This window comes from Helicobacter pylori, from assembly GCF_030062585.1.
Taxonomy (GTDB): Bacteria; Campylobacterota; Campylobacteria; order Campylobacterales; family Helicobacteraceae; genus Helicobacter; species Helicobacter pylori_CN.
Window position 1 is genome coordinate 621,034 of record NZ_CP071935.1, and the last position, 24,203, is coordinate 645,236.

Sequence of the window (24,203 nt, forward strand, 5' to 3'; positions counted from 1 at the left end):
AGAATTTACGAAGCGATGAGAAGAATATCTTTAGCGCTATTTTGCAAGTCTGTAGATAGGTAATCTTTTCCAAAGATAACCATTAGGCATTATCCGCTTCAAAACGCTTTCATAAATCTCTCTAAAGCGCTTTTTATAATCAACACAATACCCTTATAGTGTGAGAGGCCCTTTTGGGGAATTGAGTTATTTGACCCTAAATTTTTATTAGCGTTACAATTTGAGCCATTCCTTAGCTTGTTTTTCTAGCCAGATCACATCACCGCTCGCATGAAATTCCACTTTAGGGAATGCGCATGCGTTTTTCTTAAGGGCGTATTTTTGCTGCAAATATCCCACAATAGCGTCGCCAGAATGGATGAGTAGGGGGGGTGTTGAAAGGGCAAAATGCTCCATAAAATAGCCCTCAATTTTTTGAGCGATCAAGGGAAAATGCGTGCAACCTAAAATAATCACTTCAGGTAAAATCTTTAAGGGAGTGAAATAATAACGCATGCAAGTCTCTAACAATTCGCCCTCTAAAATACTTTCTTCAATCAAAGGCACAAAAAGAGAAGTGGCTAAATGCGAAACGTTCAAATAGCCTTGTTGTTTTAGGGCGTTGTCATAAGCGTTAGATTGAATCGTCGCTTTTGTCCCTAGCACTAAAATGGGGGCGTTTTTATCTTTTACTTGTTGCTTGATCGCTAAAATGCTTGGCTCAATCACGCCCACAATAGGGATTTTGGAATGCTTTTGCATCTCTTCTAAAGCCAGAGCGCTCGCTGTGTTGCATGCCACAATCAATAATTTAATCTGGTGCGGTTTGAAAAAATCCAAAGCCTCTAAGCCAAATTGCTTGATCGTGGTGGGGTCTTTAGTGCCATAAGGCACTCTAGCGCTATCGCCATAATAGATGATTTCATCAAATAGTTGCGCTTTTAAAAGGCTTTTTAAAACGCTAAACCCTCCCACACCGCTATCAAAAACGCCTATTTTCATGACACTTTTTAATTTAATGGAATTAATTAGGGATTTTATTTTTCATTCATTAAATTTAAAAATTCTTCATTGTCCTTAGTTTGTTGCATTTTAGAATACACAAAGCTTAAGGCTTCTATGTCGTCCATTTGTTGCATCACATTCCTTAAAACCCACACTTTAGTCAAGCGGTCTTTACCAAGCAAGATATTGTCTTTTCGTGTGCCGGATTTTAAAATATCAAAGGCCGGGTAAATGCGCCTGTCTGCAATATTTCTCGCTAAAACGATTTCGCTATTCCCGGTGCCTTTAAATTCTTCAAAAATCACCTCATCCATTCTAGATCCTGTTTCAATCAACGCTGTAGCGATAATCGTCAAGCTCCCGCCTTCTTCAATATTCCTTGCAGCTCCAAAAAAGCGCTTGGGCCTGTGCAAGGCGTTTGCATCCACGCCCCCACTTAAAACCTTACCGCTTGAAGGCGTTACAGCATTATACGCTCTGGCTAAACGGGTGATAGAATCTAATAAAACCACCACATCTTTACCCATTTCCACTCGCCTTTTAGCCCTTTCTAAGACTAATTCAGCGATTCTTATGTGGTTATTGGCGGGCAAATCAAAAGTGGAGCTAAAAACTTGACCCTTAACGCTTCGTTGCATATCCGTAACTTCTTCAGGGCGCTCATCCACTAAAAGGATAATCAATTCCACTTCAGGGTGGTTAGAAGTGATGCCTTGGGCGAGTTCTTTCATCAGTTCCGTTTTCCCAGTCCTTGGTGGCGCGACAATCAAAGCCCTTTGACCTTTCCCCACAGGGCTGAATAAATCTAGCATTCTGCCGGTAACTTTAGTGGGTTCGTATTCTAATTTGATTTGTTCATCAGGGAATAGGGGGGTTAGATTGTCAAACAAAGGGCGGTTTTTAATCTCATCTGAAGGCAAGTAATTGATGGCTTCTATTTTTAAAAGGGCGTAGTATTTTTCCTGATCCTTGGGGGATCGCACTTGACCGGTAACAATATCGCCATTCCTTAAAGCAAAACGCCTGATTTGAGAAGGGCTAACATAAGTGTCATTATGCCCGTCTGAAAAACTCCCATCAAACCCTCTTAAAAAGCCATAGCCATCAGGCATGATTTCTAAAATCCCGGTAAAAAGAATGTATCCGCCTTGCGTGACTTGGGTTTTTAAAATTTCAAACATCAAGTCTTGTCGTTTGAATTCTTGGGGGTTTTCCACTTTGAGCTTGTTAGCGATTTCTAAAAGCTTTTCAGTAGGATAGGTGCGTAAATCTTCAATGTGATAACCGCTCACTGGCGTGTGTGTTTTGACTTTGTGCGAACTTTTGTGCGTAGGCGCGTTTTCGTTCATTAAATTTCCTTTTAACAAAAAGAGGTTTCTAGTTTGTTGCAATTAAGATAAAAATACAAAAAGCTAAAGCATTCTTAAAAAATTAGTGTAACCAAAAGATGCTAATAAGTGACCCATGCCACAAGTGTTGAATTTCGTAATGCTTTGCTATGCTATCATAATTTTTTTAACAAAGTCAAATTTTATTTTAACTTTAGAGTGGTTTTAATTTGTTGTTACTTGCGCTATAATTTTAAGTTTAAATTTAAAAATAAAGGATACTTGATGAAAAAAGGCATTCACCCCGAATATATCCCATGCAAAGTTACTTGCGTAACGAGCGGGAAAGAAATTGAAGTTTTAAGCACCAAACCTGAAATGCGTATTGATATTTCTAGCTTTTGCCACCCTTTCTATACCGGTAGCGATAAGATCGCTGACACTGCAGGGAGAGTAGAGAAATTCAAGCAACGCTACAACTTGAAGTAACTCTTTTAAAAAGCGTGGCTTTTTGTGCTGTATTTTTTGCCCACTCCTATAGGTAATCTCGCTGACATTACGCTACGCGCTTTAGAAGTTTTAGAGCGTTGCGAGATTTTTTTATGCGAGGATACAAGGGTGAGTAAGAGGTTGTTGCACTTGCTCGCACAAAACCCTGTTATTAGCCATTCTTTCCCAAATATCGCTACTAAAAAAAGAGAGTTTATCGCCTTCCATTCGCACAATGACCAGGAATTTTTAAACCAAATAGAGCTTTCTTTTTTTGACAAAGAAATCGCTGTGATGAGCGATGCGGGCATGCCAAGTTTGAGCGATCCATGCATGAGTTTAGCCGCTTACGCTTTGAAACACAACATTCAATACGATGTTTTGCCTGGGGCTAACGCGCTCACTACAGCGTTTTGCGCGAGCGGGTTTTTAGAAGGGCGGTTTTTTTATGCTGGCTTTTTACCCCATAAGAGTAAGGAAAGGCGCTTAAAAATCGCTAAAATTTTAAACGCTTTAGCGTATTTAGAAGAAAAAACCCCGGTGGTTTTTTATGAAAGCCCGCACCGATTGTTGGAGACTTTAAAGGATTTAAACGATTTGGCTCAAGGCATGCATTTGTTTGCGGCTAAAGAGCTTACCAAACTCCACCAGCAATATTATTTAGGAGAAATTTCTCAAATCATAGAGCGGTTGCAAAAAAGCAATATCCAAGGGGAGTGGGTTTTAGTGCTTTTGAATGAGAAAAAAATAGAGCCTTGCATGGGGCTATCGGCGTTATTGGAGTTGGATTTGCCTCCTAAAATTAAGGCTAAAATTGAAGCCGCTATGACGCAAAAAAACGCTAAAGAGCTTTATTTCCAGCGTTTGTTAGAAGAAAAAAATCAATGAAAGGGGTTTAGCATGCAAGCAGTAATTTATGGCAAGCAGGTGATTATGCACCTTCTAAACTCTCATCAAGAAAAATTGCAAGAAATCTATCTTTCTAAAGAAATAGACAAAAAATTTTTTTTCGCGCTCAAAAAAGCATGCCCTAATATCATCAAAGTGGATAATAAAAAAGCGCAAAGCTTGGCTAGGGGGGGGAACCATCAAGGGGTTTTAGCTAAAGTAGAACTGCCATTAGCCGCTTCTTTAAAAGAGGTTAAAAAAGCTCAAAAACTTTTGGTGCTTTGCGGGATTACGGATGTGGGGAATATTGGGGGTATTTTTAGGAGCGCGTATTGCTTAGGAATGGATGGCGTTATTTTAGATTTTGCTAAAGAATTGGCTTATGAGGGGATTGTGCGATCCAGCTTGGGGCTTATGTATGATTTGCCTTTTAGCGTTATGCCTAACACGCTGGATTTAATCAATGAATTGAAAACGAGTGGGTTTTTATGTTTGGGCGCGAGCATGCAAGGCTCTAGTCAAGTAGAAAATCTATCCTTAAAAAAATGCGCTCTTTTTTTGGGGAGCGAGCATGAGGGGTTGTCTAAAAAAATCCTTGCTAAAATGGATGCTATATTGAGCGTAAAAATGCGAAGAGATTTTGATTCGCTCAATGTGAGCGTGGCAGCAGGGATCTTAATGGATAAAATCAACTAGGTGGTCAATTGAATGGAACAGAATAAAAAAAGTTTAGAAAATTTAGATATTTCTGATGTTCAAAACATTTCTAAAGATATTTCTGGTGCGGCATTAGAAGAATTATCGCTTAAAAATTTAGATAAAAATTTGCAGATTTTAAAAGAAGTTGGAGTGGCAGAAATTTGCAAAGCGACTAGAATCGCTTCTAAAAATATCCATTCTATCTTGGAAAAACGCTATGAGTCTTTATCAAGGGTGCATGCTAGGGGTTTTATACAGATTTTAGAACGCGAGTATAAAATTGATTTGAGCGCATGGATGAAAGAATTTGACAAAGTGTGTGTTTTTAAAGAGGGCGTGGGAGAAGAAAAAAATCAAGAAACAGACCCTGAAGAAAAAACAAAAAACCCTTTGAAAGTTGAGATAGATTATAGCATCAATCAGGCCAATACTTCATTATCCAAAAAATCTTCCAAATGGAAACCCTTTGTTTTGGTTTTAGGGGTGATTGTCATTATTTTAGTGGTCGTTATCATTCAAAACAACTCTTCTTTAAAAGAAGAAAGAGAGCAAGAAAGCGCTATTAAATCCGGCACTAAAAAGAATTCTTTCAATGAAGCTAATCCTACAGAAGAAAACAAGCCAGAGCCAACGCCTAAACTAGAAGAAAAACCAAAAGAACACGACAAGCAAGGAAAAGAAGCGATCAAAGAAGATCCTAATACCATTTATATTATCCCTAAAAAAGATATTTGGGTAGAAGTGATTGATTTGGATGAGAAAAAAAACTCCTTTCAAAAGGTTTTTAAAAAAAATTATTCTTTAGAAACCAAAAACCACCGCTTGTTGTTGCATTTTGGGCATGGGCATCTTAGCCTTAAAAACAATAATCAAGAACAAAATTATAACGACAGCAAAGCTAGGCGGTTTTTATACGAGCCAGCTAAAGGCTTGACGCTCATCAATGAGGCCCAATACAAAGCGCTCCAGCGATGAAAAACCTTTTTTTAGCTTTTATTTTAGGAGGGACACTATTAAGCGCTGATGCTTTAAACGATAAGATTGAGAATTTAATGGGGGAGCGGGCTTATCATACGAACAAGCTTTTTTTAGAGCGTTTGTTTAAAAATCGTAAGGATTTCTATATAATGGGGCGTTTGGATTCCTTGAAACTGCTCAACACTCTCAAAGAAAACGGGCTTTTGTCTTTTAATTTTGACAAGCCAAGCATGTTAAAAATCACTTTCAAGGCTTCAAGCAATCCCCTAGCGTTTGCCAAAAGCATCAATAATTCTTTAAGCATGATGGGGTATTCGTATGTTTTGCCTATTAAAATGCAAAGCTCTTCGGGCGAGAATGTTTTTTCATACGAGCTTAAAACGGAATATGTTTTAGACCCTAACATTTTGATAGAGACGATGAAAAGGCATGGTTTTGATTTTATGGATATTAGGCACATATCCTTGAAAGAGTGGGAATACGATTTTTCTTTGCAAGAAGTCAAGCTCCCTAATGCGAGAGCTTTAGTTTTGAGTAGCGATCCTGTGGAGTTTAAGGAAGCGAGCGGGAAATACTGGCTGAGCGTGAATCAAAACGCGTATTTAAAAATAAGCTCTAATAACCCTTTGTGGCAACCCAAAATTATTTTTTATGATGAAAACTTGAAGATCATTCAAATCATTGCTAAAGAAAACAAACAACAAGAAATCGCTCTTAACTTGCTTGATGGCGTGCGTTTTATCCATATCACTGACGCAAAAAACCCTATCATTTTAAAAAATGGGATTAGCGTGGTTTTTGATGCGATGCCTTAAGTAGGGGTAACCCTTATCCAATTGATTGGAATATAAGAAAATACGCTTTCAGGCTTAAAAAAAGAGCCTTAATAATAGCGATCCACCCAATATTTACCAAAAAAAATCTTTTGTATCACACAGCCCACCAATAGATCAGCTCCCGCTTCTATAAAAAAGACAGCCCACCAATTAATAAAACCAAACCATACAAAAAACAAATGCGCTGGTAAAGCGCCAAGCAATAGTGAAACGCCGCTCACAATAGAAATTCCAAAGCGGGTTTTAAAGATCTTACTTTTTTTGCCAAACGCCATGTCTGCTACAAATTCCCCACTAAAAGAAATCAAAAACCACCAAATCAAATGTTCAGGCATCAATAACCAAGCAACTGCACTACTTCTATTAACCGCTGTAATGACAAAAAGTGAGAAAAAATACACGCTTGAAGATGCAAAATGCCTGCCCCTATTCCTTAAAGACCAATTCCTAGAAAAGCGGCTTTTGATTTTTTCATATGTAACCATGGGATTTCTTTCTTTTTTAAAATACTATTAAACCTAGCTTTTGTATTGTAAAATAAGAATGCTTTCATTCAATACGCTGAGCATGATGATTGTCTTTTTGTATTCAAACAAAAGGAGAGAGATAGCAGATTGGTAACACAATGATATTTTTTATATTATTTTACAAACTATGTAAAATACCCGCTTTTTTCTAAAATGATAGCAAGTAGTGAAAAATTTGGCTTTGTTTTTATTGAGCGTTGGTTATAAAAAAATATTGCATTTTTTAAGATTGGATAGTAGAGAGCTTGATTTTATTCAAGCGGTATTTTTTAAAGCGATCTTTAGGGGGGATTTTAGTTGTAGGGGAGAATTATTTCAAAATACCCCTTATTTCTTTAAGAGAATGGGTTTAAAATAAAGTTTAAAAACACAATTTTAAAAATTAAAAAACCAGTTATCAATATTTTATTAAGGCAAAGTTTTTTATAGATCTAATTCATTCCCTCCACAAACGAACCAAGCGACATCAATTTTTGATAGCGGTTGTCAAGGAAATGAGGGTCTTGTTGGATAGTTCTTAGAGCGTCTAAAAAATACTCTTTGATCGTGTTAGCGGCTGAAAATTTGTCTCTATGAGCCCCTTTGCTAGGCTCTAAAATAATATCATCAATAAGCCCCGCCTCCTTTAAGTCTCTAGGCGTGATTTTCATCGCTTTAATAGCCACTTCAGTCTTGCTAGGGTCATCCCAAAGAATTGCCGCACAACCTTCTGGGGATATAACGCTAAAAATGGAATATTCCATCATAGCCAATTTATCAGCTACCGCAATCGCTAACGCACCACCACTACCCCCTTCACCGATAATTACAGAAATAGTAGGGACTTTTAAAGAAGCGAACTCTTGGAGGTTTTTAGCGATCGCTTCACTCTGGCCTCTTTCCTCTGCACCAATCCCCGGATACGCTCCGGCTGTATCCACAAGCATTAGAATAGGCAAATTAAATTTTTCAGCAAACTTTGCCATTTTCAAAGCCTTACGATAGCCACAAGGGTTAGGCATGCCAAAATTTCTTAAGAGCTTGTTTTTAGTCCCTCTGCCTTTTTCTTCTCCGATCACCACAACCGGAACATTATCAATTTTCCCTATAAAACACACGATCGCTTTATCATCGTTATAGTGCCTATCCCCAAAGACTTCATATTTATCTTTTAAGATGAGATCAATGTAATCCATAGCGTAGGGTCTGTCAGGGTGTCTTGCTAATTGGAGTTTTTGAAAATCAGTGAGATTGGAATAAATGCTTTTAACTTCCTTATCCAATCTTTTTTCTAAGATTTCTTTAGCGTCCTCATCGCCTCTAATAAGGGCTAATTCAATTTCATTTTGAATCTCTTTAATATGATTTTCAAAATCTAAATAAATGGCCATTCAAAATCCTAACTTTGTAAAACTAGGCTTTTTTGAAAATCACAACACCATTAGTGCCACCAAAACCAAATGAGTTACTCATCACCGCATCCACTTGCTTTTCTCTGGCCGCATTAGGGATATAATCTAGATCGCATTCTGGGTCAGGCGTTTCTTGATTGATGGTAGGAGGTAAGATTCCTTGATTCATGGCCATGATAGAAATAACGGCTTCTAACGCACCCGCAGCGCCCAAGCAATGCCCAATCTGCCCTTTAGTGGAGCTAACAGGAGGGACTTTTTCTTTAGAACCAAACACATTTTTTAGAGCGATGCTTTCATACCAATCGTTATAATGCGTGCTAGTCCCATGAGCGTTCACATAGCCTACTTCCACTTTCGCCATCTCTAAAGCCATTTTCATGGCTCTAAAAGCCCCTTCACCCTCAGGGGCTGGGGCTGTGATGTGGTTAGCATCGCCGCTCTCGCCATATCCGGCAAATTCTGCATAAATTTTTGCTCCTCTTTTTTTCGCGCTCTCGTATTCTTCAAGCACCAAAGCCCCAGCGCCTTCGCCCATCACAAAACCATTGCGATCCTTATCAAAAGGTCTTGAAGCTTTTTTGGGCTCATCATTCCTTGTAGAAAGGGCTTTAATGCTCGCAAACCCTCCAATCCCTACAGGACAAATGGTGGATTCCGCTCCCACGACGAGCATGCGATCAGCCCCATTAAGCAGAATGGTTTTAACGGCTTCAATAATGGCATGAGTGCCTGCTGCACAAGCCGTTACACTAGAGAGATTAGGCCCTTTAATGCCAAACTCAATGGAAGTGAAACCACCAATCATATTCACTAACGCAGAAGTGATAAAAAAGGGATTGACTTTTCTAGGGCCTTTTTCAAAACAAAAAATGGAATTCGCTTCAATATTGCCTAACCCGCCAATCCCAGAGCCAGAGCTTACGCCCATGCGATTTGCCAATTCTTCAGGGCATCTATTGTGAGCGTCTAAAATCCCACTATCTTTCATCGCCTCTCTTGTGGCTTTCAAGGCTAATTGAATGAAACGACCCGCCTTTTTAACATCTTTGGGATTCATCACCTCTGTAGGGTCAAAGTCAGTGATTTCTCCAGCAATACGCACAGGAAACGCGCTCGCATCAAAACTTTCTATGTGTTTGATACCGCATTCCCCTTTAGCGATCGCTAAAAAAGAATCTTCTTTATTTAAACCTAGCGAATTGATCATTCCCATTCCAGTTACTACAATCCGACGCACCAATAGCTCCTCATTTCAAAAACTTTCATTCAATAAAACTAGATTTTAGCTAAAGCCAAATTTTTGACTAAAACCTGGAGACAAACGCTCCAAGTTAAAAAGATTAAGCTAGTTTATTGTCCTCAATATACTTCACCACATCGCCCACATTGACGATTTTTTCCGCTTGCTCATCGGGAATCTCAATGCCAAACTTTTCTTCTAACGCCATGATCAATTCCACGACATCTAAAGAGTCCGCACCCAAATCCTTCACAAATTCCGCCTCTGGCGTAACTTGCGCCGTATCCACATTCAACTGCTCAGCAATAACTGCCTGAATATCTTCAAATAAAGCCATAATTAAAACTCCCTTGTTTTGTAAAAATTAAATCAACCATTCATTGAAGCGTTTATTTTTGCTCCAAAACATCTAAAATCCTATACAACAAATAAATTACAATGAGAAACAATATTAAGTAAATAATCCCCATTTGATAATAACCTCTTTGTTTTAGAATAACCTCATAATGTTAGCATGATTTTTGCTACTTACAAACTTTTATCGCTAAAAGAATCCTTTGTTTAGGACTACATATAAAGCCCGCCATTGACTTTGAGAGTCTCCCCAGTGATGTAACTAGAGTGATCGCTCAAAAGAAACGCTACCGCTTGCGCCACTTCCTTAGCAGACCCTAGCCTGTTTAAAGGAATGTTTTTAACATAATCCGCTTTGAGTTCGTCTTTCAAATTAGCGTTCATGTCGGTTTCTATAAAGCCTGGCGTTACAGAGTTGAAACGAATATTCCTTAAAGCTCCCTCATAAGCAAAGGACTTGCTCATCGCAATCATCCCCCCCTTACTCGCTGAGTAGTTTGTCTGCCCCATATTACCTCTTTCACCAATGATAGAAGCGACATTAACCACGCTCCCAAAACGACTCTTACTCATCACCTTTAAAGCCTCTCGGCAACCTATAAAAGCTGAAGTGAGATTATTGTCTATGACATGGTGAAAGTCTTCTGTCTTCATTTTGATGGCTAATTTATCGCGCACCACACCAGCGTTATTCACCAAATAAGACAAACCTCCATCGCTTTGAACAATGGTTTGTATCGCTTCAACGAAATCGCTTTCAGAAGTCGCATCAAATTTAATGACGGCCACTTTATAGCCTTTTTCTTCAAGCTCATTTTTCAAAGCGTCAGCCACTTCAGCATTACTGCGGTAGTTGATCCAAACTTTCAGCCCCATAGAAGCGAGAGTTTTGGCGATTTCGGCCCCAATGCCTTTAGAAGCTCCAGTAATGAGAACATTTTTCCCTGTGAATTGCATCATTCAATAATCCTTAAATTTTAAATTCGTTCAAGTTCTTATAGTCTTGATTCATAACGCCTTAACATGTAAAGACGCTTTAAGACCTTCTTTTTAGCGCTGATTTTTTGTTTTTTGCGTTTTTCAGTTTTAGACTCAAAGAATCTCCTTGCACGGCATTCTGTTACCACCAGATTGCGATCGGTTTGCTTTTTGAATCTCCTATAAGCTTCATCAAACGCATCGCCTTCTCTAACCTTAATCCCTGGCATACTGCTATCACCTCTTTTCCATAGCTTAAAATCATTGCTTAACAATGGCTACAAACGAAATAATATTATATAAGACAGATTAACCGATTGTCAAGAATTTTCACTTTTTTCTAGCGATTTTGTTAATAAGGTTATAAGGATCAAAGGCGACCGTCATATACACTTGGTAAGATTCTGACCAAGGCAAGCTCCTATCAAAGCCCCCACGCATCGCATTAAGCACGAAATTGATTCGAACGGACGCGAAGTCGTTTTTCCAATTGTAATAAAAATCAAAACGATTGTATAAATTGGCTTGAAAGAATGGCACGCCACGATAAATAGGCGTGGGGCAATAAGAAGGCGTGCAATACATTTCAACATATTGGTATTGGTTATAAAAAGGCATCTCTGGGGTCTTGGCGAAGAAAAATAAATTGTGTATGCCAAAGCCTTTGTATTGAATCTCCACATCAAATTGTCCCCCCACGCTATTGATAAAAGGCACATTTTTGTGGATTTGCCTTAATCGGCTTAATTCAGAAACCATGCCAAAACTGGCATTGAGCTTTTCCATAAAGGGGGCGATGTCTAAAAGGCTTGTCCCTATGTAAGCGTTAAAATAAAGGCGATCCATAAGATAAATATTATTATTGTCAATCGCTTTTTTTTCATTAAATTGCATGCCATCAGCCCCATTCAAAAGGTATTTGTCTTCATTATGAAACAAGACAAAATTCCCTCCAATACCCAATAGATCCTTAAAGAAATGATAACCGACAGAGCCATTCATTTGAAACCTATCCATCGCATTCCCATAAGGGTTTCTCCCGAATTTACAAGTGTTATAACAATTGCCTCCAAACCAATCTAGCATGAACTCCGCATGCCCATAATAGGGTTTTGAAGGCGAATAATGGTTTTGAAACTGCAATAAAAACCCTCTAGCGTTGGGGTCTATAAACCAATAATAGGGGGCAAAAATATTCAAACCATACCTCCCTAAGAGGTTTTTTCTAGGAAAAATCCCTCCATAAAAAGTAAAATGCTTTCCCTTAGCCTTATAATACATCGTAGGCCCCCAACGATAGGGAAAATTAGTGCTGTAATTATGGAAGTTTTGAAAAAAATACGCCCCCACAGTCAGGCTTTGCTCCACACCTCTTGTATAAAATTGGATCCCAAAATTTGGAGTCAAACGGCTTTTAAGATTGGTGTTAGTATTGACCCAATAAGGCGTTGAGCCTTCATGATCCATGATAAACATATTAAAACCCAGATTGTATTTAAAAATATTCCAATCAAAAGCATGCGAATTAACGGCTAGCAAACAGACTAGAGAAGAATGTTTTAAAAAGGTGTTGATTGCCACTTGTTACCCCTATGTCATCATTATTTTTGATAAAAAAGCTTATCTTGTAACCAATGGGTATTCTAGCACATCTAAAAATATTTTTCTTTAGATTTAATATTAAAATAGCGCTTATTTCATGTTAGAATAGCCGTTATGATGTTACAACATACTAACTAAAAAAGGAAATTTTAATGGAATTAGGAAATAAAAATATAAAACCCGGTCGTAAGCGTGTCGCTGTAGATGAGTTGAAACGCAATTTTTCAGTGACTTTTTATCTCTCTAAAGAAGAGCATGATGTTTTGAGACGCTTGGCTGACGAAGAAGTAGAAAGCGTCAATTCTTTTGTCAAACGCCACATTTTAAAAACGATCATTTACAAAAAAGGCACTAACCAAGATTCTTCTATCAATTGTGATTCTCCTAGTAGGCTTTAAGCCTACTTTAAAGTATTGGCTCTTTAAGAGCAACACCCGCTAGAGCATTTGGTTTTAATCCCTACCGATGAGCGATCCATCAAGCAAAACCCTTTCCCCTCCAAATAGCGTTTCGCATCAAACCCGGCCACAAACAAGCCTCCAGCAAACAACGCCAAGTCTTTAACCACTAGCCTTCCAGCTCCAGAAAGCCATGGGAAATGCTGATTGACAAACACTTCTGGCGTTGTGAATAAAAAAGATAGGGTGGTGATCGTCATTCCAGCGACAAGTAAGCCCCCAACTACGCCCATTAAAGGCATCCAAAGCCCCAAAAGCACCAAAATGCCTAGGATCATGATCGTAATCCCTAAACCTTCAGCCACTAAATAAGTGCGGTTTTCTTTATGCCATTCTTTGTTTTCAACGATTTTAGGGTCATCTTGCATTTCTTCTTGCATGGATTGGGATTCAGACATTTTGTGTTGTTTGTATGCGGGTTTTTCAAATTTATACATGAAAGAAAAGAAAGGGGAGTTAGCCACAAAAGGGGCGATCCCTTCAGCCTCGTAAGGCACAAACTTAAGCCCTCCAATCCAAATAAAAATGATGAAAATAGCTATATGCATCAAATAGCCGCCTAGATTCTGGAGTTTTGTAATCACTTCAAGCAATGATTTTAACGCTTGCATGGTTTTATTCCTTTAGGATATTTTTTATATTGCTAAAAACAGCCTAGGAATGATAGCGCATTATGTTTAATTGCGATAAAATCATTTTAATTACCATTATAAGAAATGATGATCAAAAACACCCATGCCCAAAACGCTCATGCCAATATAACGCGCGATTCCTTTATAAAAAATTTCATCATTTTTTAAAGAAAGCTCTAAAGATTCGTTGCTTTTAGGGATGAGAGTGGCTTTTTTAGGGGTGTTATGAAAAAGGCATGCGGCGATAAAAACCGCTGCCATGCCTGTCCCGCAAGCCAGCGTGAAATCTTCAACCCCTCTTTCATAAGTTTGTAAAAAAATCGTCTCTTTATTTTCTATAAAAGCGATGTTAATATTAGCGTTAAAAGCATGCCTTAAAGCCCTTAATTCCAGTGTGTTAAGAGAAAATAACCATTCTTTATTTTTCACAAACCCCACTAAATGAGGCACTCCTGTATTGATAAGATAGAACATAGGGATATGTTCTAAAACGCTGTCGCTTGAAAAAAATTTTTTGCATCTTAAGGCGGGTATGGTGTCTAGGATTTTGTAGTTACCGAGATTGCTCTCTATAATATTGGGTTCTTCTATGCAAATAGAAATCTCTCTTTTTCCGGCTAAAAAAACATGCTCTTTAGGGGCTATAGCATGTTGGTAGGCAAATAACCCCACGCAACGGCTCGCATTCCCGCACATGCCAGCTTTAGAGCCGTCTGAATTGTAAAAATCCCATTCGTAGTCATAATCTTTACTCGGTAAGACGACCACAAGCCCATCAGCCCCAAAACCCTCATGCCTATGGCACACCTGTTTGGCTAAATTGGAAAAATCTTTTTTTTTAAAACTTTGCGTGATTAAAAAATCATTCCCACTCCCTGAATATTTGTAAAACACCATCTGTATAAGCCTTTTTGATTTTAATTATAGGTTAAAAGAAATTTTTTATCCTTAAAAGAGCGTTTTTTAGCTAACATTTGATAATTTTTGGTTCAGTTTAATGGGGATAATTTCATGAAAGCTCAGTATTTCTTTTGGATTCTTTTTTTGATTGGTTTTTATTGGATGATCTATCTGTATCAAGATTTTTTAATGGATGCGCTGATTGCTGGGCTTTTGTGCGTGGGGTTTTTTCAAGTGAAAGTTTTTTTAGATAAGCGTTTTTTCAATGTTGTCAGTTCGTTTTTATGCGTTTTAATTTTAGCGAGCGTTTTGATCGTGCCGTTGTATTTTATTGTTTATAAAAGTTCTAATATCATTTTTGAAATCAATTTTGAAAAATTTTCAGCCCTAATCAAATGGCTTAAAGGGACAATCACCGAAAATTTGTCGCATTTTCCTGCCATTCATGATGGAGTGAGCAAGTTTTTAGAAAATTTTAGCGCCGCTTCCATCACGGGTTATTTGTTGAAAATAAGCAGCTATGTGGGAAGATACAGCTTGAAACTCGTTACAGACGCTTTATTTATCTTGGGGTTATTGTTTTTCTTTTTTTACTATGGGGAGAAATTTTATCGTTATTTTTTAGGGGTCTTGCCTCTTGAAATGAATCAAAGTAAAAAAATTTTTGAAGAAGTGGCTGGGATTTTACGAATCGTGCTTTTAACTTCTCTCATCACGGTTATTTTAGAGGGCGTGGCGTTTGGGACGATGATAATATGGTTTGGGCATGATGGCTGGTCTTTAGGGATTTTATACGGCCTAGCGTCTTTGGTGCCGGCTGTTGGGGGGGCTTTGATTTGGATCCCTATAGCGATTTATGAGCTTTATCATGGGCATGTGAATGAGGCTATTTTTATCGTTTTGTATTCCATTTTGTTAATTGGTGTGTTGATTGATAGCGTGATCAAGCCAATTTTAATCGTTTTTATCAAAAAAAGAATCTTTAAAACCACCCTTAAAATCAATGAAATATTGATTTTCTTTTCTATGATTGCTGGGATTTCTCAATTTGGTTTTTGGGGGATTATCGTAGGGCCTACCATTACGGCGTTTTTTATCGCACTACTACGATTGTATGAAAATTACTTTATTCAAAAGGAGCAAAAAGCATGCGAGTGTTGAATGGAAATAACGCATGCGTTTACATGCCAATCACGCAAAATAATGACAATGAAAAGTAAAAAATGCGGACATTATCCACTCTTTCATTCCGCCGGCAAGAACGCTTAAAAATTAAGCCAATGGAGTGGGCTTGCTTTGAAATTATAATATAAATCTAATGCAAAGAATGTTGAATAACTAAAAAGTGCAGAAAAAGATCAATTAGTGTTTTGAATCACACAAAGAGAAGCCCACGATTTTTTCGACCCAGCAAAGCTATTACAAAAGAAAAGGACCTTAATTCTTTAAACTCTTTTGCTAATCCTACCATAAAATCCATTCAGCGCGCTAAAACACCCTAACGCATAAAAGGGCTTATACATGGTTAAGGTGGAGCTTTTGAAACATTTGTTTTTTGACAAGCTATTCAGTGGGTTTTTTTAGGGGAGTTAGTCGCTTGCGACCCACTAACGACGACAAAAGCGAGAGAACCATTTGTCTTTTAACCCTTAAAATCTTGATCATTCTAACGCGCCAATCCAAACATAAAAGATAAGAATATCAAAGAGCAAAAAGCTTCGCTATTTATTGCCCAAAGCGCATTAAACCCCACCACGGCTATGAAACCAATAACTAACGAGCTATTAATAGGATTACAAAACGCGCTAAAGGGATAAGTAAAACTTAGCCTTAAGGGAGTGGTTTCATTTTTTATAGCGGATCAAAGGGTAGGAGCAGTTTTTGCATAAGAGTTCTAACGCTTCGCCCTTTAAAAAATGGGTTTTGATAGCCATAGCTTTTTGGCTCTTTAAAACATCTTTTAGGGGCGTATGGTTTAAATCGCCAAGGCTGATATTAGCTTGCGTGTCCATGCAGCATGGCACGACAACGCCATTAGATAAAATAGCGATTTGCTTGATTAGGCCGTAACAATAGGGAATCTTTGATTCTTGTTTTAAAGGATTTTGGGCGTTCAAATTCGGCCATTTAAAGGTCTTTTGGATATTCAAAAAACTTTTTTTAAACAAACGAGCGCGGCCTTGCATTTTTAAACCCTCTAAAGAAACGCATTCAAAGCTTTCTAAAAAAGGCTTGATCAAATTCTGGTGTTTTTCAAGGGTGCTATCTTGAATGCGTAAATTCAAAAACACTTCGCTATTTTTTTCACATTTGTAGCGGCAAAATTCTAAAATCTTTTGGATATAGCGGTGCTGGTTGATTTTGTTATGATTGTCTAGCCCTGCGTCTAAAGAAATAGAGATTTGATAGATCACATCTTGTAGGAGTGTTTCAAAATCGTGCCAATACGCCCCGCTGGTAACCAAATCCACTTTCAAAGAAAAGCGTTTAGCGGTGCTTAAATAGTGGTTTAAATTTTTGAGCTTGCAAGGATCGCCTAAAACATGCAAGGTGATGATTGGGGTTAAGGGGGCCGCTTCTTTACAAACTTTTTCAAACAATTCTAAAGGCATCACGCCTCTGATATTTTTGGGGTTAGGGCAAAAACTACACTGCAACCCGCAAATATCGCTTAACTCTATATAGATTTTTTTAAAAAGTTTCTTGTTGGGTGTCAATTCTTAAAAAGACACTAAACATTGAAGCGAAAATGCAACACATCGCCATCTTGAACGATATAGTCCTTACCTTCAATGCGTAACGCTCCCTTTTCTTTCGCTCCGGCTTCGCCCTTATAAGCGATAAAATCATCATAACTGATGGTTTCAGCTCTAATGAAGCCTTTTTCAAAATCCTTATGGATCACCCCAGCAGCCACAGGCGCGCTAGAACCTTTTTTAATTGTCCATGAACGCACTTCCTTGACTCCAGCGGTAAAATAATTGATCAAGCCTAACTCCTTAAAACTCAAACGAATGGTTTTTTCTAGCCCGCTTTCTTCTACGCCCAAACTTTGCAAAAATTCTTTGACTTCATCTCCACTCATAGAAACCATTTCTTCTTCCAATTTAGCGCACAAGGCAACAAACTCGCTATTTTGCTCTTTCGCATGGTTTTTGACTTTTTTGGCATGCTCATTGAGCGCGTTTAAATCTTCTTCGCCCACATTAGCGACATAGATCATTTTTTTATGAGATAAAAAACGCAATTCCTTGTCCAATTCTAAAAAAGTCTCGCTTGCATTCAAGGGGAAAGTTTTCGCCGGCTTTAATTCTTCTAAATGCGTTTTTAAACTCAAAGCGCATTCTAAAAGATTTTTAGCGTCTTTTGAGCTTTTTAGGGCTTTTTGCAAGCGATCGATCCTTTTGTCTAAAGTGGCAATATCCGCTAAAATCAACTCCAATTCAATGGTCTCTATATCATTCAAAGGGTCAATTTTGTCGTTCACATGCGTGATATTGTCATCTTCAAAACAGCGCACCACTTGCAAGATCACTTCGCATTCCTTAATATTGGCTAAAAATTGATTGCCCAAACCCTCCCCCTTGCTCGCCCCCTTAATCAACCCGGCAATATCCACAAATTCCACCACAGAATGCAAAATGCGTTCAGGCTTTACGATTTGAGCCAACGCATCAAGCCGCTTATCAGGCACATTCACAATGGCTTTATTGGGTTCAATGGTGCAAAAAGGGTAGTTCGCACTTTGGGCGTTTTGGGTTTTGGTGAGCGCGTTAAAGGTGCTGGATTTGCCCACATTAGGCAAACCCACAATGCCTACAGACAAGCCCATTTCAAGCCTTTTTCAAAAGCTCTTCCACAAAAGCTGTGCAAGCTCTCACGCCAGCCCCACTCGCTCCAAAGCTATTCACATCCCATTCTTTTTCCACATAAGCAGGGCCTGCAATGTCAATGTGTAGCCACTTATCCTTAAACTCATCTCTAATAAATTCATTCAAAAACAAGCCCGCCGTGATCGCACCGCCATAGCGTGAAGAAGAAATATTGCACACATCAGCGATTTTAGATTCAATCAATTTCTTTAAATGGCGGTTAAAGGGGAGTTTGGCTAATAATTCGCCGGATTCTAACCCTGAAGTTTCAAAGAGATTTTTTAACTCTTCATTATGCCCCATGATCGCTGAAGTGAATTCGCCTAAGCCCACAACGCATGCCCCAGTAAGGGTCGCAAAATCCACGATCACATCAGGGCTTAAATCTTGAGCGTAGCTCAAACAATCCGCTAAAACCAAACGCCCTTCAGCGTCAGTATTGCGGACTTCTATGCTTTTGCCTTCTTTAGAGATTAAAATATCATCAGGTTTATAAGCAGCCGGGCCTATCATGTTTTCTGTAGCCCCAATAATGCCATGCACTTCAGCTTCCACGCCCAGTTTGGCTAACGCGTTTAAAAGCCCAATCACCGCAGAGCCACCGCCTTTATCCGCTTTCATGGTAACCATGTAATCGGCCGGTTTCAAGCTCAAACCCCCGCAATCATAAGTCAAGCCCTTACCCACTAAAGCGATTTTTTTCTTCGCTTTTTTGGGCTTATAGACTAAATGGATCAAGCGAGGAGGATTGACGCCAAGAGAGGCTTTATTGACCGCTAAAAAGGCGTTCATTTTCTTTTCTTCTAAAAATTTTTCATCATGGACATGGATTTCTAAATGGTTTTCTTTAGCCACTTTTTGCGCCACTTCAGCCATATAAACCGGGGTGCCAATCATAGGGGGGGTATTGACTAAATCTTTAACGATATTCAAGCTTTCTGTCATGATTTCAGCGTATTTTAAAGCTTCTTTAGCGCTCTTTTCTAAAGAATTTGTGCAAGTTTTTTCGCAAGGTTTGTGCAATTCTAAAGCGACAATGGCTTCTTTTAAAACGCTTTCTTTTTTGTTGGATTTAAAAGTGTCGTATTCATACAAGCCTAATTTTAAGCCCAAGAACAACGCTTTCAGGTTTTCTAAAAGCGCGTTATCTTTAGAATGCGTCCCGCAAGTATAAACGCCCACTTTAACGCTTTTAAAAGCGAGTTTTTTAAGGGTGCGAACGGCTAAACACGCGCTCTCTCTCAATAAATGCACATCGTCTTCTTTAACGCCCGCATACAGGATTTTATTTTCTTGGTCTAAAAATACGCCTTCGCCTTCGTATTTAAAGGTTTCTAGCAATTCTTTATTTTTGATCCAAGCGTGATCAAAATCCTTATTAATAATAAAAACTAAACCGCATTCAGCTTTTGCGTTTTCAAAAGTGGTTTTTTCTAATTTGATTTTTAACATAAAGTCTCCTTTTTTTAATTTCATATCTTTCAAGAATTGTATTGCACTCTAGCGGTTTTTCTTACTATAGTATTGGAAATACCACAGCACTAACGCTAAGAAAGATACTAATAGTAATATTAGCGCATAAGGGTGTTTTTTAAGCCACTCTAACGCATGCAATAATTCTTCTCCTAAATACCACGCTAGAATAATGGTAATGCTCGCCCACACCATCGCACTAATGAGGTTGATGATAGCGAATTTTAAAGCGCTATAACGCGTGAGGCCTATGCTAATGGGAATGATGGTGCGCATGCCATACATGTAGCGTTGGATAAAAATGATAAACCAGCCATGTTTTTGCAACAATAAATGGGCTAGGGCTAGTTTTCGGCGTTGTTTTTCTAGCTTTTTTTGGATGTAAGATTTATTGGTGCGCCCGATGTAAAAATAGATCTGATCCCCCACAAAACCCCCAATCCCTGCGACTAAAATGGCTAACCCTAAATGCATATGACCGGTATAGCTGGCAATCCCTGCTAAAATCAGCCCGATTTCGCCTTCTAAAATACTCCACCCAAATAAAATGAGATACCCCCAAGTCGCTGCATGCTGATTCCATAAGTTAATGATGTATTCTTCCAAAATTCACCCTTATTCTAGCACTCTAACAAACAAAAGGTTTTCACGCGTTCTTCTAAAAGTTGGATACCCGGTAATTCTTTTAACCCTATCAAAAAGCATGCTTCTATGCATTCAGCTTGTAGGGCTTTGATAAGCTCAAGGCTCGCTAAAGCTGTGCCTCCAGTGGCTAATAAATCATCAATCAACACCACCCTTACCCCCTTAATTCCCCTAAAAGCGTCAGAGTGGATTTCTATGCTATCGCTCCCGTATTCTAGGCTGTAGCTTTGAGACAAGGTGTGTGCGGGGAGTTTGCCCTTTTTTCTCACAGGCACAAAACCCACCCCAAGCGCATAAGCGAGAGCAGAGCCTAAAATAAACCCCCTAGCTTCAATGCCCACGATAAAGTCTATATTGAGAGCGAGATAGCGTTTTTTGAGCGCGTCAATGAGCTTGTTAAAGAGTTTAGGGTAGTTGAGTAGCGTGGTAATGTCTTTGAATAAAATCCCTTTTTTAGGGTAGTCTTTCACTTCTCTGATGCTTTGTAAAAGTTCTTCTTTGAGCGTTTCATTCATTTTGATTTCCTTTAATATAACGGATTGGTTGTAGAATTTTGGTTTATTATAGCGTTTTTAAAGGAGAGCTTCTATTTTTTGCTCCAATTCTTTAATACGATTTTTATATTTATCCGATTCGCCTTTGTATTCAGAGTTGCGCTGTTTAAGGGCTTTTAGTTCTGTTTTTAACGAGCTCATTTCTTGGGTGAGAATATCAATATTACCCAAAGCTCTTTGGAGTTGCAACTGGTGTTTTTGGATCAAAATTTCAGCTTCTTGTAAGGTGAGCTTCATGGATGCGTTGGTGCGTTCTTGCCGTTTAGCCACGGTTTTAAAAAAGAAAGTACGCACACCCATATAAAGGATAAAAACAATAGCGATAGTGATGATAAACCATTGGGTAAACATTCTGTTAAAATATCCTTTTTAGCGAAACGATGCAATTATACTACATTAGGTTTATGATTTCAGCGATTCATCTAGCTTTTGGATGCGCAACACATGGCGGCCTTGTTCAAATTCTGTAGAGAAAAACGCTTCTAAAATGCTTTCCACCACGCCAATACCGCTAATCTTTTCGCCCAAACACAAGACATTAGCGTTATTGTGCAAGCGAGTCATTTTAGCCATGTAAGCATCAAGGCACAAGGCGGCTCTAATACCCTTAAAACGATTAGCGCCCATGCTCATGCCTATCCCTGTAGCGCACACTAAAATACCATAGCTTTGCGCATTTTCTAAGACCTTTTGGCACACTAATTTGGCGTAATCAGGGTAATCCACCCTCATGGTGGGTAAAAAAGCTTGGATCTTAAAATCCTTGTCTTCTAAAAAATGTTGGACAAACTCTGCAAGATGCAACCCTGCATGATCGCTCCCTATAAAAACTTGAGAAAACTTTAAGGGCTTATTCATAAACTCTCCTTGATAAAAGATTAAGAAAGGAGTAAGGAAAATAAAAATCTTGTGGGCACATGGATAAAAAACTCCGATAAAGGGGGGATAAACAAAAAGATAAACACTACCAAAAAGCCGTAGCGTTCCATTTTAGAAAACCATTCCAATAAAAACGCGCTTTTAAAATGCAACGCTAAAAAGCCTAACGCTTTGGATCCGTCTAAGGGCGGGATAGGGAGGCTGTTGAAAACGCCTAAGACAAGATTATAAAGAATGCCTTGAATGAGAAAGGTTACTAAAGCGAGCTGATAAAGATTCAATTCATTGATGCTTAAAGCGTTGATCCCTAGTTTTTGGAAGCTCAAATGCGTGATGAAAGCGAGCAGAACGGCTAGGGTGAAATTATAAGCCACCCCGGCTAAACTCACCACTACGCATGCCAAAGAGCCTTTTTGAGAGACAATGTAGCGCATATCCACCGGCACGGGTTTAGCCCACCCAAACAAAAAAGGGGCTTGAAAAATGAGTAATAAAGCCGGTAAAAGCACCGAACCCATCATGTCTAAATGCCTGATAGGGTTTAAACTCAAACGATTAGCGTCTTTCGCACTCCTATCCCCAAATAAAAACGCGCTCAAGCCATGCATGATCTCATGCCCTATGATAGCGATTAAAAGGGCTAGGATTTTCATTAAGGTGGTAATAAAACTTTCTAAAGAGAAATCAAAAAATTGCACAAAAAACCTTAACGCGTTGCGTTTTCTTTTTTAATGATTTTTTCTAAGCCTTCAACGCTTTTAAACATGCGTTCCCAACGCACCAGATAGCGTTTTTTGGGGTTATTTTCTGCATCCATTTCCAGGCTATTTTTTAAACTCAAACTGAAATAAACAAACCAAGGCGAACCCACGATGTTTTTATAAGCCACGCTCCCCCAAAAGCGCGAGTCGCTAGAATTATCCCTATTATCGCCGATCATGAAGAATTCATCGTTATTGATTTTCTTGTAAAACACCTTTTCGCCCTCCATTTGAATGAGTTGCATGCTGATATTAGCTTCTGCGCCTTGAGTGGCTAACTGCTCCATTAAATGGAAGGTTTCATTGTCTTTTTGGTAATGGATACCCGGATGCTCACTTTTATAAGGGTTTAAAACAAAAATTTTACCCATAAATTCTTTTGTCATGGCGTTAGGGTAATGTTTAGCGATGTAATTTTTGTCCGTGTCGCTCTCAAAAGGGTGCAAATAAAACCCCTCATTAGTGAATAACACCTCATCGCCTCCAATGGCAAAATTCCTTTTGACATAGTAAGATTTTTTTTCATGGGGAGGGATAAACACCACCACTTCGCCGCGCTTAGGGCGATCCCCCTCTATCAAATGCCCGTTATTTTTAAAATCAGGCATAACAGGAAGCTCAATCCATGGGATTTTAGGAATGGGTATGCCGTAAGAAAATTTTTTGACAAAGAGCATGTCGCCCTCATAGAGCGTGCCTACCATAGAGCGAGAGGGAATGATAAAGGCTTGCGCGATAAAAAAGATAACCAACAGCACAATAATGATCGTCCCCACCCAACTGGAGCAAAATGCATAAACAGAGCGCAAAAATTTCATTTAAAATCCCTTCCTTTGTTGTTTTTCAAAAGCGATTAGAGTGTTTTCTAAAAGCGAAACGATCGTCATAGGCCCCACGCCTTTAGGCACAGGAGTGATAAAACCGGCAACTTTTTGCGCGTTGGTAAAATCCACATCGCCCACGATACGCCCATCGTTCAAATGATTGATCCCAATATCCACCACTACAGCCCCTTTTTTTAACATGCTCGCTTTAATCAAATCAGGCTTACCCACGCCCACGCAGACAATATCAGCGTTTTTAGTGTAAAAACTAATGTCTTTAGTCAAAATATGGCACACGCTCACGCTAGCCCCAGCGTTTAGCATGAGCATGCTCAAAGGCTTTCCAATGATATTGCTCGCCCCGATAATCGCCACATCCTTGCCCTTGATTTCAATGTGATAATGCTCTAAAAGACGCATCACGCCCATAGGGGTGGCTGGCAGAAACGATTCCTTTTGGGTGCAGAGTTTGCCGATATTAAGGGGGTGGAAACCATCCACATCTTTACTAGGGTCAATGGCTTCTAAAATCATTTTAGAATCAATGCTTCTAGGTAGGGGGAGCTGGACTAAAATCCCTGAAATATTTTGATCAGTATTGTAATCCTTAATCAAGGACAGCAATTCGGCTTCAGTAATATTTTCTTGGAGGGTTTTTAAGTCAAAATCCATGCCCACCCTTTCGCATGCTTTGATCTTCATATTGACATAAGTGATACTCGCAGGGTCTTTTCCCACTAAAATCACGGCTAGTTTGGGGCGTTTATGCGTTTGTGTATGGATTATTTGGATTTTATGTTTCAAATCTTTTTCTATATCATAAGCTAACGCTTGCCCGTCTAATAAAACAACGCCCCTATTTGGCATACCCATTTATCCTTTATATAATTAAAATCCTATTATTGTAG

General features: G+C 38.8%; 28 protein-coding genes. 7 read left to right on the top strand and 21 right to left on the bottom strand.

Going from position 1 to position 24,203, the window contains the following annotated elements:
• Nucleotides 1-213: 213 nt before the first annotated feature.
• Together murI and rho are read right to left on the bottom strand one after the other, a co-directional pair.
• On the bottom strand, nt 214-981 hold the full coding sequence (gene murI / locus J5F42_RS02965) for a glutamate racemase (RefSeq protein ID WP_097699206.1): 768 nt from the start codon (nt 979-981) through the stop codon (nt 214-216).
• Between the two features lie 35 nt (nt 982-1,016).
• The gene (rho, locus tag J5F42_RS02970; protein WP_001004709.1) at nt 1,017-2,333 is read right to left on the bottom strand and encodes a transcription termination factor Rho; all 1,317 of its coding nucleotides are present in this window, start codon (nt 2,331-2,333) and stop codon (nt 1,017-1,019) included.
• A gap of 264 nt (nt 2,334-2,597) precedes the next feature.
• Between rho and rpmE the strand changes: the two genes are divergently transcribed.
• Genes rpmE through J5F42_RS02995 form a run of 5 tightly spaced genes read left to right on the top strand, consistent with a single transcriptional unit; the run spans nt 2,598 to nt 6,181 of the window.
• Nucleotides 2,598-2,801 carry a 50S ribosomal protein L31 gene (gene rpmE, locus J5F42_RS02975; protein ID WP_000715278.1) on the top strand — a complete coding sequence of 68 codons (204 nt, stop codon included), beginning with the start codon at nt 2,598-2,600 and terminating at the stop codon, nt 2,799-2,801.
• Nucleotides 2,802-2,825: 24 nt separating this feature from the next.
• The gene (rsmI, locus tag J5F42_RS02980; protein WP_283491531.1) at nt 2,826-3,689 is read left to right on the top strand and encodes a 16S rRNA (cytidine(1402)-2'-O)-methyltransferase; all 864 of its coding nucleotides are present in this window, start codon (nt 2,826-2,828) and stop codon (nt 3,687-3,689) included.
• Nucleotides 3,690-3,701: 12 nt separating this feature from the next.
• Nucleotides 3,702-4,385, top strand: a complete 684-nt coding sequence (gene rlmB, locus J5F42_RS02985; protein ID WP_283491532.1) for a 23S rRNA (guanosine(2251)-2'-O)-methyltransferase RlmB — start codon at nt 3,702-3,704, stop codon at nt 4,383-4,385.
• A gap of 12 nt (nt 4,386-4,397) precedes the next feature.
• Entirely contained in the window at nt 4,398-5,363 is a 966-nt protein-coding gene (locus J5F42_RS02990; RefSeq protein WP_283491533.1) for a sialidase, read from the top strand.
• Nucleotides 5,360-6,181 (top strand): hypothetical protein, encoded by an 822-nt coding sequence (locus tag J5F42_RS02995; protein ID WP_097699204.1) that lies wholly within the window; start codon nt 5,360-5,362, stop codon nt 6,179-6,181. The genes J5F42_RS02990 and J5F42_RS02995 overlap by 4 nt, the downstream gene beginning before the upstream one ends.
• Before the next feature lie 68 nt (nt 6,182-6,249).
• Here J5F42_RS02995 and J5F42_RS03000 read toward each other — a convergent pair whose 3' ends face one another.
• From J5F42_RS03000 to J5F42_RS03030, 7 genes are all read right to left on the bottom strand, one after another.
• Nucleotides 6,250-6,687 carry a hypothetical protein gene (locus J5F42_RS03000; RefSeq protein ID WP_283491534.1) on the bottom strand — a complete coding sequence of 146 codons (438 nt, stop codon included), beginning with the start codon at nt 6,685-6,687 and terminating at the stop codon, nt 6,250-6,252.
• 473 nt (nt 6,688-7,160) lie between these two features.
• Nucleotides 7,161-8,099 carry an acetyl-CoA carboxylase carboxyl transferase subunit alpha gene (gene accA / locus J5F42_RS03005; RefSeq protein WP_001029385.1) on the bottom strand — a complete coding sequence of 313 codons (939 nt, stop codon included), beginning with the start codon at nt 8,097-8,099 and terminating at the stop codon, nt 7,161-7,163.
• 22 nt (nt 8,100-8,121) lie between these two features.
• A complete protein-coding gene (locus tag J5F42_RS03010) occupies nt 8,122-9,360 on the bottom strand; it encodes a beta-ketoacyl-ACP synthase II (RefSeq protein WP_033604981.1) in 1,239 nt (412 codons plus the stop codon).
• Between the two features lie 103 nt (nt 9,361-9,463).
• A complete protein-coding gene (gene acpP / locus J5F42_RS03015; RefSeq protein ID WP_001163104.1) occupies nt 9,464-9,700 on the bottom strand; it encodes an acyl carrier protein in 237 nt (78 codons plus the stop codon).
• Nucleotides 9,701-9,930: 230 nt separating this feature from the next.
• On the bottom strand, nt 9,931-10,674 hold the full coding sequence (gene fabG / locus J5F42_RS03020; protein ID WP_001160879.1) for a 3-oxoacyl-ACP reductase FabG: 744 nt from the start codon (nt 10,672-10,674) through the stop codon (nt 9,931-9,933).
• A 38-nt stretch (nt 10,675-10,712) separates the two neighbouring features.
• A complete protein-coding gene (gene rpsU, locus J5F42_RS03025; protein ID WP_001117778.1) occupies nt 10,713-10,925 on the bottom strand; it encodes a 30S ribosomal protein S21 in 213 nt (70 codons plus the stop codon).
• A gap of 100 nt (nt 10,926-11,025) precedes the next feature.
• Nucleotides 11,026-12,276, bottom strand: coding sequence for a hypothetical protein (locus J5F42_RS03030; RefSeq protein ID WP_021173713.1), 1,251 nt, complete (start codon nt 12,274-12,276; stop codon nt 11,026-11,028).
• 173 nt (nt 12,277-12,449) lie between these two features.
• On the opposite strand from J5F42_RS03030, the gene J5F42_RS03035 reads away from it, so the two are divergent.
• On the top strand, nt 12,450-12,695 hold the full coding sequence (locus J5F42_RS03035) for a ribbon-helix-helix domain-containing protein (protein ID WP_000418874.1): 246 nt from the start codon (nt 12,450-12,452) through the stop codon (nt 12,693-12,695).
• A 23-nt stretch (nt 12,696-12,718) separates the two neighbouring features.
• On the opposite strand, the gene J5F42_RS03040 is transcribed toward J5F42_RS03035, so the two are convergent.
• Both J5F42_RS03040 and dapF read right to left on the bottom strand, forming a co-directional pair.
• Nucleotides 12,719-13,366 (bottom strand): YkgB family protein, encoded by a 648-nt coding sequence (locus J5F42_RS03040; RefSeq protein ID WP_001148297.1) that lies wholly within the window; start codon nt 13,364-13,366, stop codon nt 12,719-12,721.
• 96 nt (nt 13,367-13,462) lie between these two features.
• Nucleotides 13,463-14,284: a diaminopimelate epimerase gene (gene dapF, locus J5F42_RS03045; protein WP_078259226.1), complete on the bottom strand. Its 822-nt coding sequence runs from the start codon at nt 14,282-14,284 to the stop codon at nt 13,463-13,465.
• 114 nt (nt 14,285-14,398) lie between these two features.
• Here dapF and J5F42_RS03050 point away from each other — a divergent pair, with 114 nt between their 5' ends.
• Entirely contained in the window at nt 14,399-15,448 is a 1,050-nt protein-coding gene (locus J5F42_RS03050; protein ID WP_077657215.1) for an AI-2E family transporter, read from the top strand.
• A gap of 683 nt (nt 15,449-16,131) precedes the next feature.
• On the opposite strand, the gene J5F42_RS03055 is transcribed toward J5F42_RS03050, so the two are convergent.
• Genes J5F42_RS03055 through folD form a run of 10 tightly spaced genes read right to left on the bottom strand, consistent with a single transcriptional unit; the run spans nt 16,132 to nt 24,162 of the window.
• Nucleotides 16,132-17,004 carry a radical SAM/SPASM domain-containing protein gene (locus J5F42_RS03055; RefSeq protein ID WP_024369377.1) on the bottom strand — a complete coding sequence of 291 codons (873 nt, stop codon included), beginning with the start codon at nt 17,002-17,004 and terminating at the stop codon, nt 16,132-16,134.
• 14 nt (nt 17,005-17,018) lie between these two features.
• Nucleotides 17,019-18,119, bottom strand: a complete 1,101-nt coding sequence (ychF, locus tag J5F42_RS03060) for a redox-regulated ATPase YchF (protein WP_097699202.1) — start codon at nt 18,117-18,119, stop codon at nt 17,019-17,021.
• Between the two features lies 1 nt (nt 18,120).
• Nucleotides 18,121-19,611, bottom strand: coding sequence for a leucyl aminopeptidase (locus J5F42_RS03065; RefSeq protein WP_097699201.1), 1,491 nt, complete (start codon nt 19,609-19,611; stop codon nt 18,121-18,123).
• 48 nt (nt 19,612-19,659) lie between these two features.
• Complete coding sequence (locus J5F42_RS03070; protein ID WP_077656835.1) at nt 19,660-20,238, bottom strand: DedA family protein; 579 nt, start codon at nt 20,236-20,238, stop codon at nt 19,660-19,662.
• 14 nt (nt 20,239-20,252) lie between these two features.
• Nucleotides 20,253-20,792, bottom strand: a complete 540-nt coding sequence (gene apt, locus J5F42_RS03075) for an adenine phosphoribosyltransferase (RefSeq protein ID WP_001006106.1) — start codon at nt 20,790-20,792, stop codon at nt 20,253-20,255.
• Nucleotides 20,793-20,849: 57 nt separating this feature from the next.
• Nucleotides 20,850-21,182, bottom strand: a complete 333-nt coding sequence (locus tag J5F42_RS03080; RefSeq protein ID WP_000495089.1) for a hypothetical protein — start codon at nt 21,180-21,182, stop codon at nt 20,850-20,852.
• Between the two features lie 51 nt (nt 21,183-21,233).
• Complete coding sequence (gene rpiB / locus J5F42_RS03085; protein ID WP_001039764.1) at nt 21,234-21,689, bottom strand: ribose 5-phosphate isomerase B; 456 nt, start codon at nt 21,687-21,689, stop codon at nt 21,234-21,236.
• Between the two features lie 20 nt (nt 21,690-21,709).
• Complete coding sequence (locus tag J5F42_RS03090) at nt 21,710-22,408, bottom strand: site-2 protease family protein (protein ID WP_097699200.1); 699 nt, start codon at nt 22,406-22,408, stop codon at nt 21,710-21,712.
• An 8-nt stretch (nt 22,409-22,416) separates the two neighbouring features.
• Nucleotides 22,417-23,289 (bottom strand): signal peptidase I, encoded by an 873-nt coding sequence (lepB, locus tag J5F42_RS03095; RefSeq protein WP_283491535.1) that lies wholly within the window; start codon nt 23,287-23,289, stop codon nt 22,417-22,419.
• Nucleotides 23,290-24,162, bottom strand: coding sequence for a bifunctional methylenetetrahydrofolate dehydrogenase/methenyltetrahydrofolate cyclohydrolase FolD (gene folD, locus J5F42_RS03100; protein ID WP_187348445.1), 873 nt, complete (start codon nt 24,160-24,162; stop codon nt 23,290-23,292).
• Between the last annotated feature and the right edge of the window lie 41 nt (nt 24,163-24,203).

What these genes read in the sequence shown, in the direction of transcription:
- murI (WP_097699206.1), bottom strand. Translation starts at nt 981, where the DNA reads ATGAAAATAGGCGTTTTTGATAGCGGTGTGGGAGGGTTTAGCGTTTTA.
- rlmB (WP_283491532.1), top strand. Translation starts at nt 3,702, where the DNA reads ATGCAAGCAGTAATTTATGGCAAGCAGGTGATTATGCACCTTCTAAAC.
- ychF (WP_097699202.1), bottom strand. Translation starts at nt 18,119, where the DNA reads ATGGGCTTGTCTGTAGGCATTGTGGGTTTGCCTAATGTGGGCAAATCC.
- J5F42_RS03080 (WP_000495089.1), bottom strand. Translation starts at nt 21,182, where the DNA reads ATGTTTACCCAATGGTTTATCATCACTATCGCTATTGTTTTTATCCTT.
- J5F42_RS02995 (WP_097699204.1), top strand. Translation starts at nt 5,360, where the DNA reads ATGAAAAACCTTTTTTTAGCTTTTATTTTAGGAGGGACACTATTAAGC.
- folD (WP_187348445.1), bottom strand. Translation starts at nt 24,162, where the DNA reads ATGCCAAATAGGGGCGTTGTTTTATTAGACGGGCAAGCGTTAGCTTAT.
- accA (WP_001029385.1), bottom strand. Translation starts at nt 8,099, where the DNA reads ATGGCCATTTATTTAGATTTTGAAAATCATATTAAAGAGATTCAAAAT.
- J5F42_RS03035 (WP_000418874.1), top strand. Translation starts at nt 12,450, where the DNA reads ATGGAATTAGGAAATAAAAATATAAAACCCGGTCGTAAGCGTGTCGCT.
- rpiB (WP_001039764.1), bottom strand. Translation starts at nt 21,689, where the DNA reads ATGAATAAGCCCTTAAAGTTTTCTCAAGTTTTTATAGGGAGCGATCAT.
- rho (WP_001004709.1), bottom strand. Translation starts at nt 2,333, where the DNA reads ATGAACGAAAACGCGCCTACGCACAAAAGTTCGCACAAAGTCAAAACA.
- dapF (WP_078259226.1), bottom strand. Translation starts at nt 14,284, where the DNA reads ATGGTGTTTTACAAATATTCAGGGAGTGGGAATGATTTTTTAATCACG.
- J5F42_RS03065 (WP_097699201.1), bottom strand. Translation starts at nt 19,611, where the DNA reads ATGTTAAAAATCAAATTAGAAAAAACCACTTTTGAAAACGCAAAAGCT.
- lepB (WP_283491535.1), bottom strand. Translation starts at nt 23,289, where the DNA reads ATGAAATTTTTGCGCTCTGTTTATGCATTTTGCTCCAGTTGGGTGGGG.
- J5F42_RS03040 (WP_001148297.1), bottom strand. Translation starts at nt 13,366, where the DNA reads ATGCAAGCGTTAAAATCATTGCTTGAAGTGATTACAAAACTCCAGAAT.
- J5F42_RS03000 (WP_283491534.1), bottom strand. Translation starts at nt 6,687, where the DNA reads ATGGTTACATATGAAAAAATCAAAAGCCGCTTTTCTAGGAATTGGTCT.
- apt (WP_001006106.1), bottom strand. Translation starts at nt 20,792, where the DNA reads ATGAATGAAACGCTCAAAGAAGAACTTTTACAAAGCATCAGAGAAGTG.
- rpsU (WP_001117778.1), bottom strand. Translation starts at nt 10,925, where the DNA reads ATGCCAGGGATTAAGGTTAGAGAAGGCGATGCGTTTGATGAAGCTTAT.
- J5F42_RS03050 (WP_077657215.1), top strand. Translation starts at nt 14,399, where the DNA reads ATGAAAGCTCAGTATTTCTTTTGGATTCTTTTTTTGATTGGTTTTTAT.
- fabG (WP_001160879.1), bottom strand. Translation starts at nt 10,674, where the DNA reads ATGCAATTCACAGGGAAAAATGTTCTCATTACTGGAGCTTCTAAAGGC.
- J5F42_RS02990 (WP_283491533.1), top strand. Translation starts at nt 4,398, where the DNA reads ATGGAACAGAATAAAAAAAGTTTAGAAAATTTAGATATTTCTGATGTT.
- rpmE (WP_000715278.1), top strand. Translation starts at nt 2,598, where the DNA reads ATGAAAAAAGGCATTCACCCCGAATATATCCCATGCAAAGTTACTTGC.
- acpP (WP_001163104.1), bottom strand. Translation starts at nt 9,700, where the DNA reads ATGGCTTTATTTGAAGATATTCAGGCAGTTATTGCTGAGCAGTTGAAT.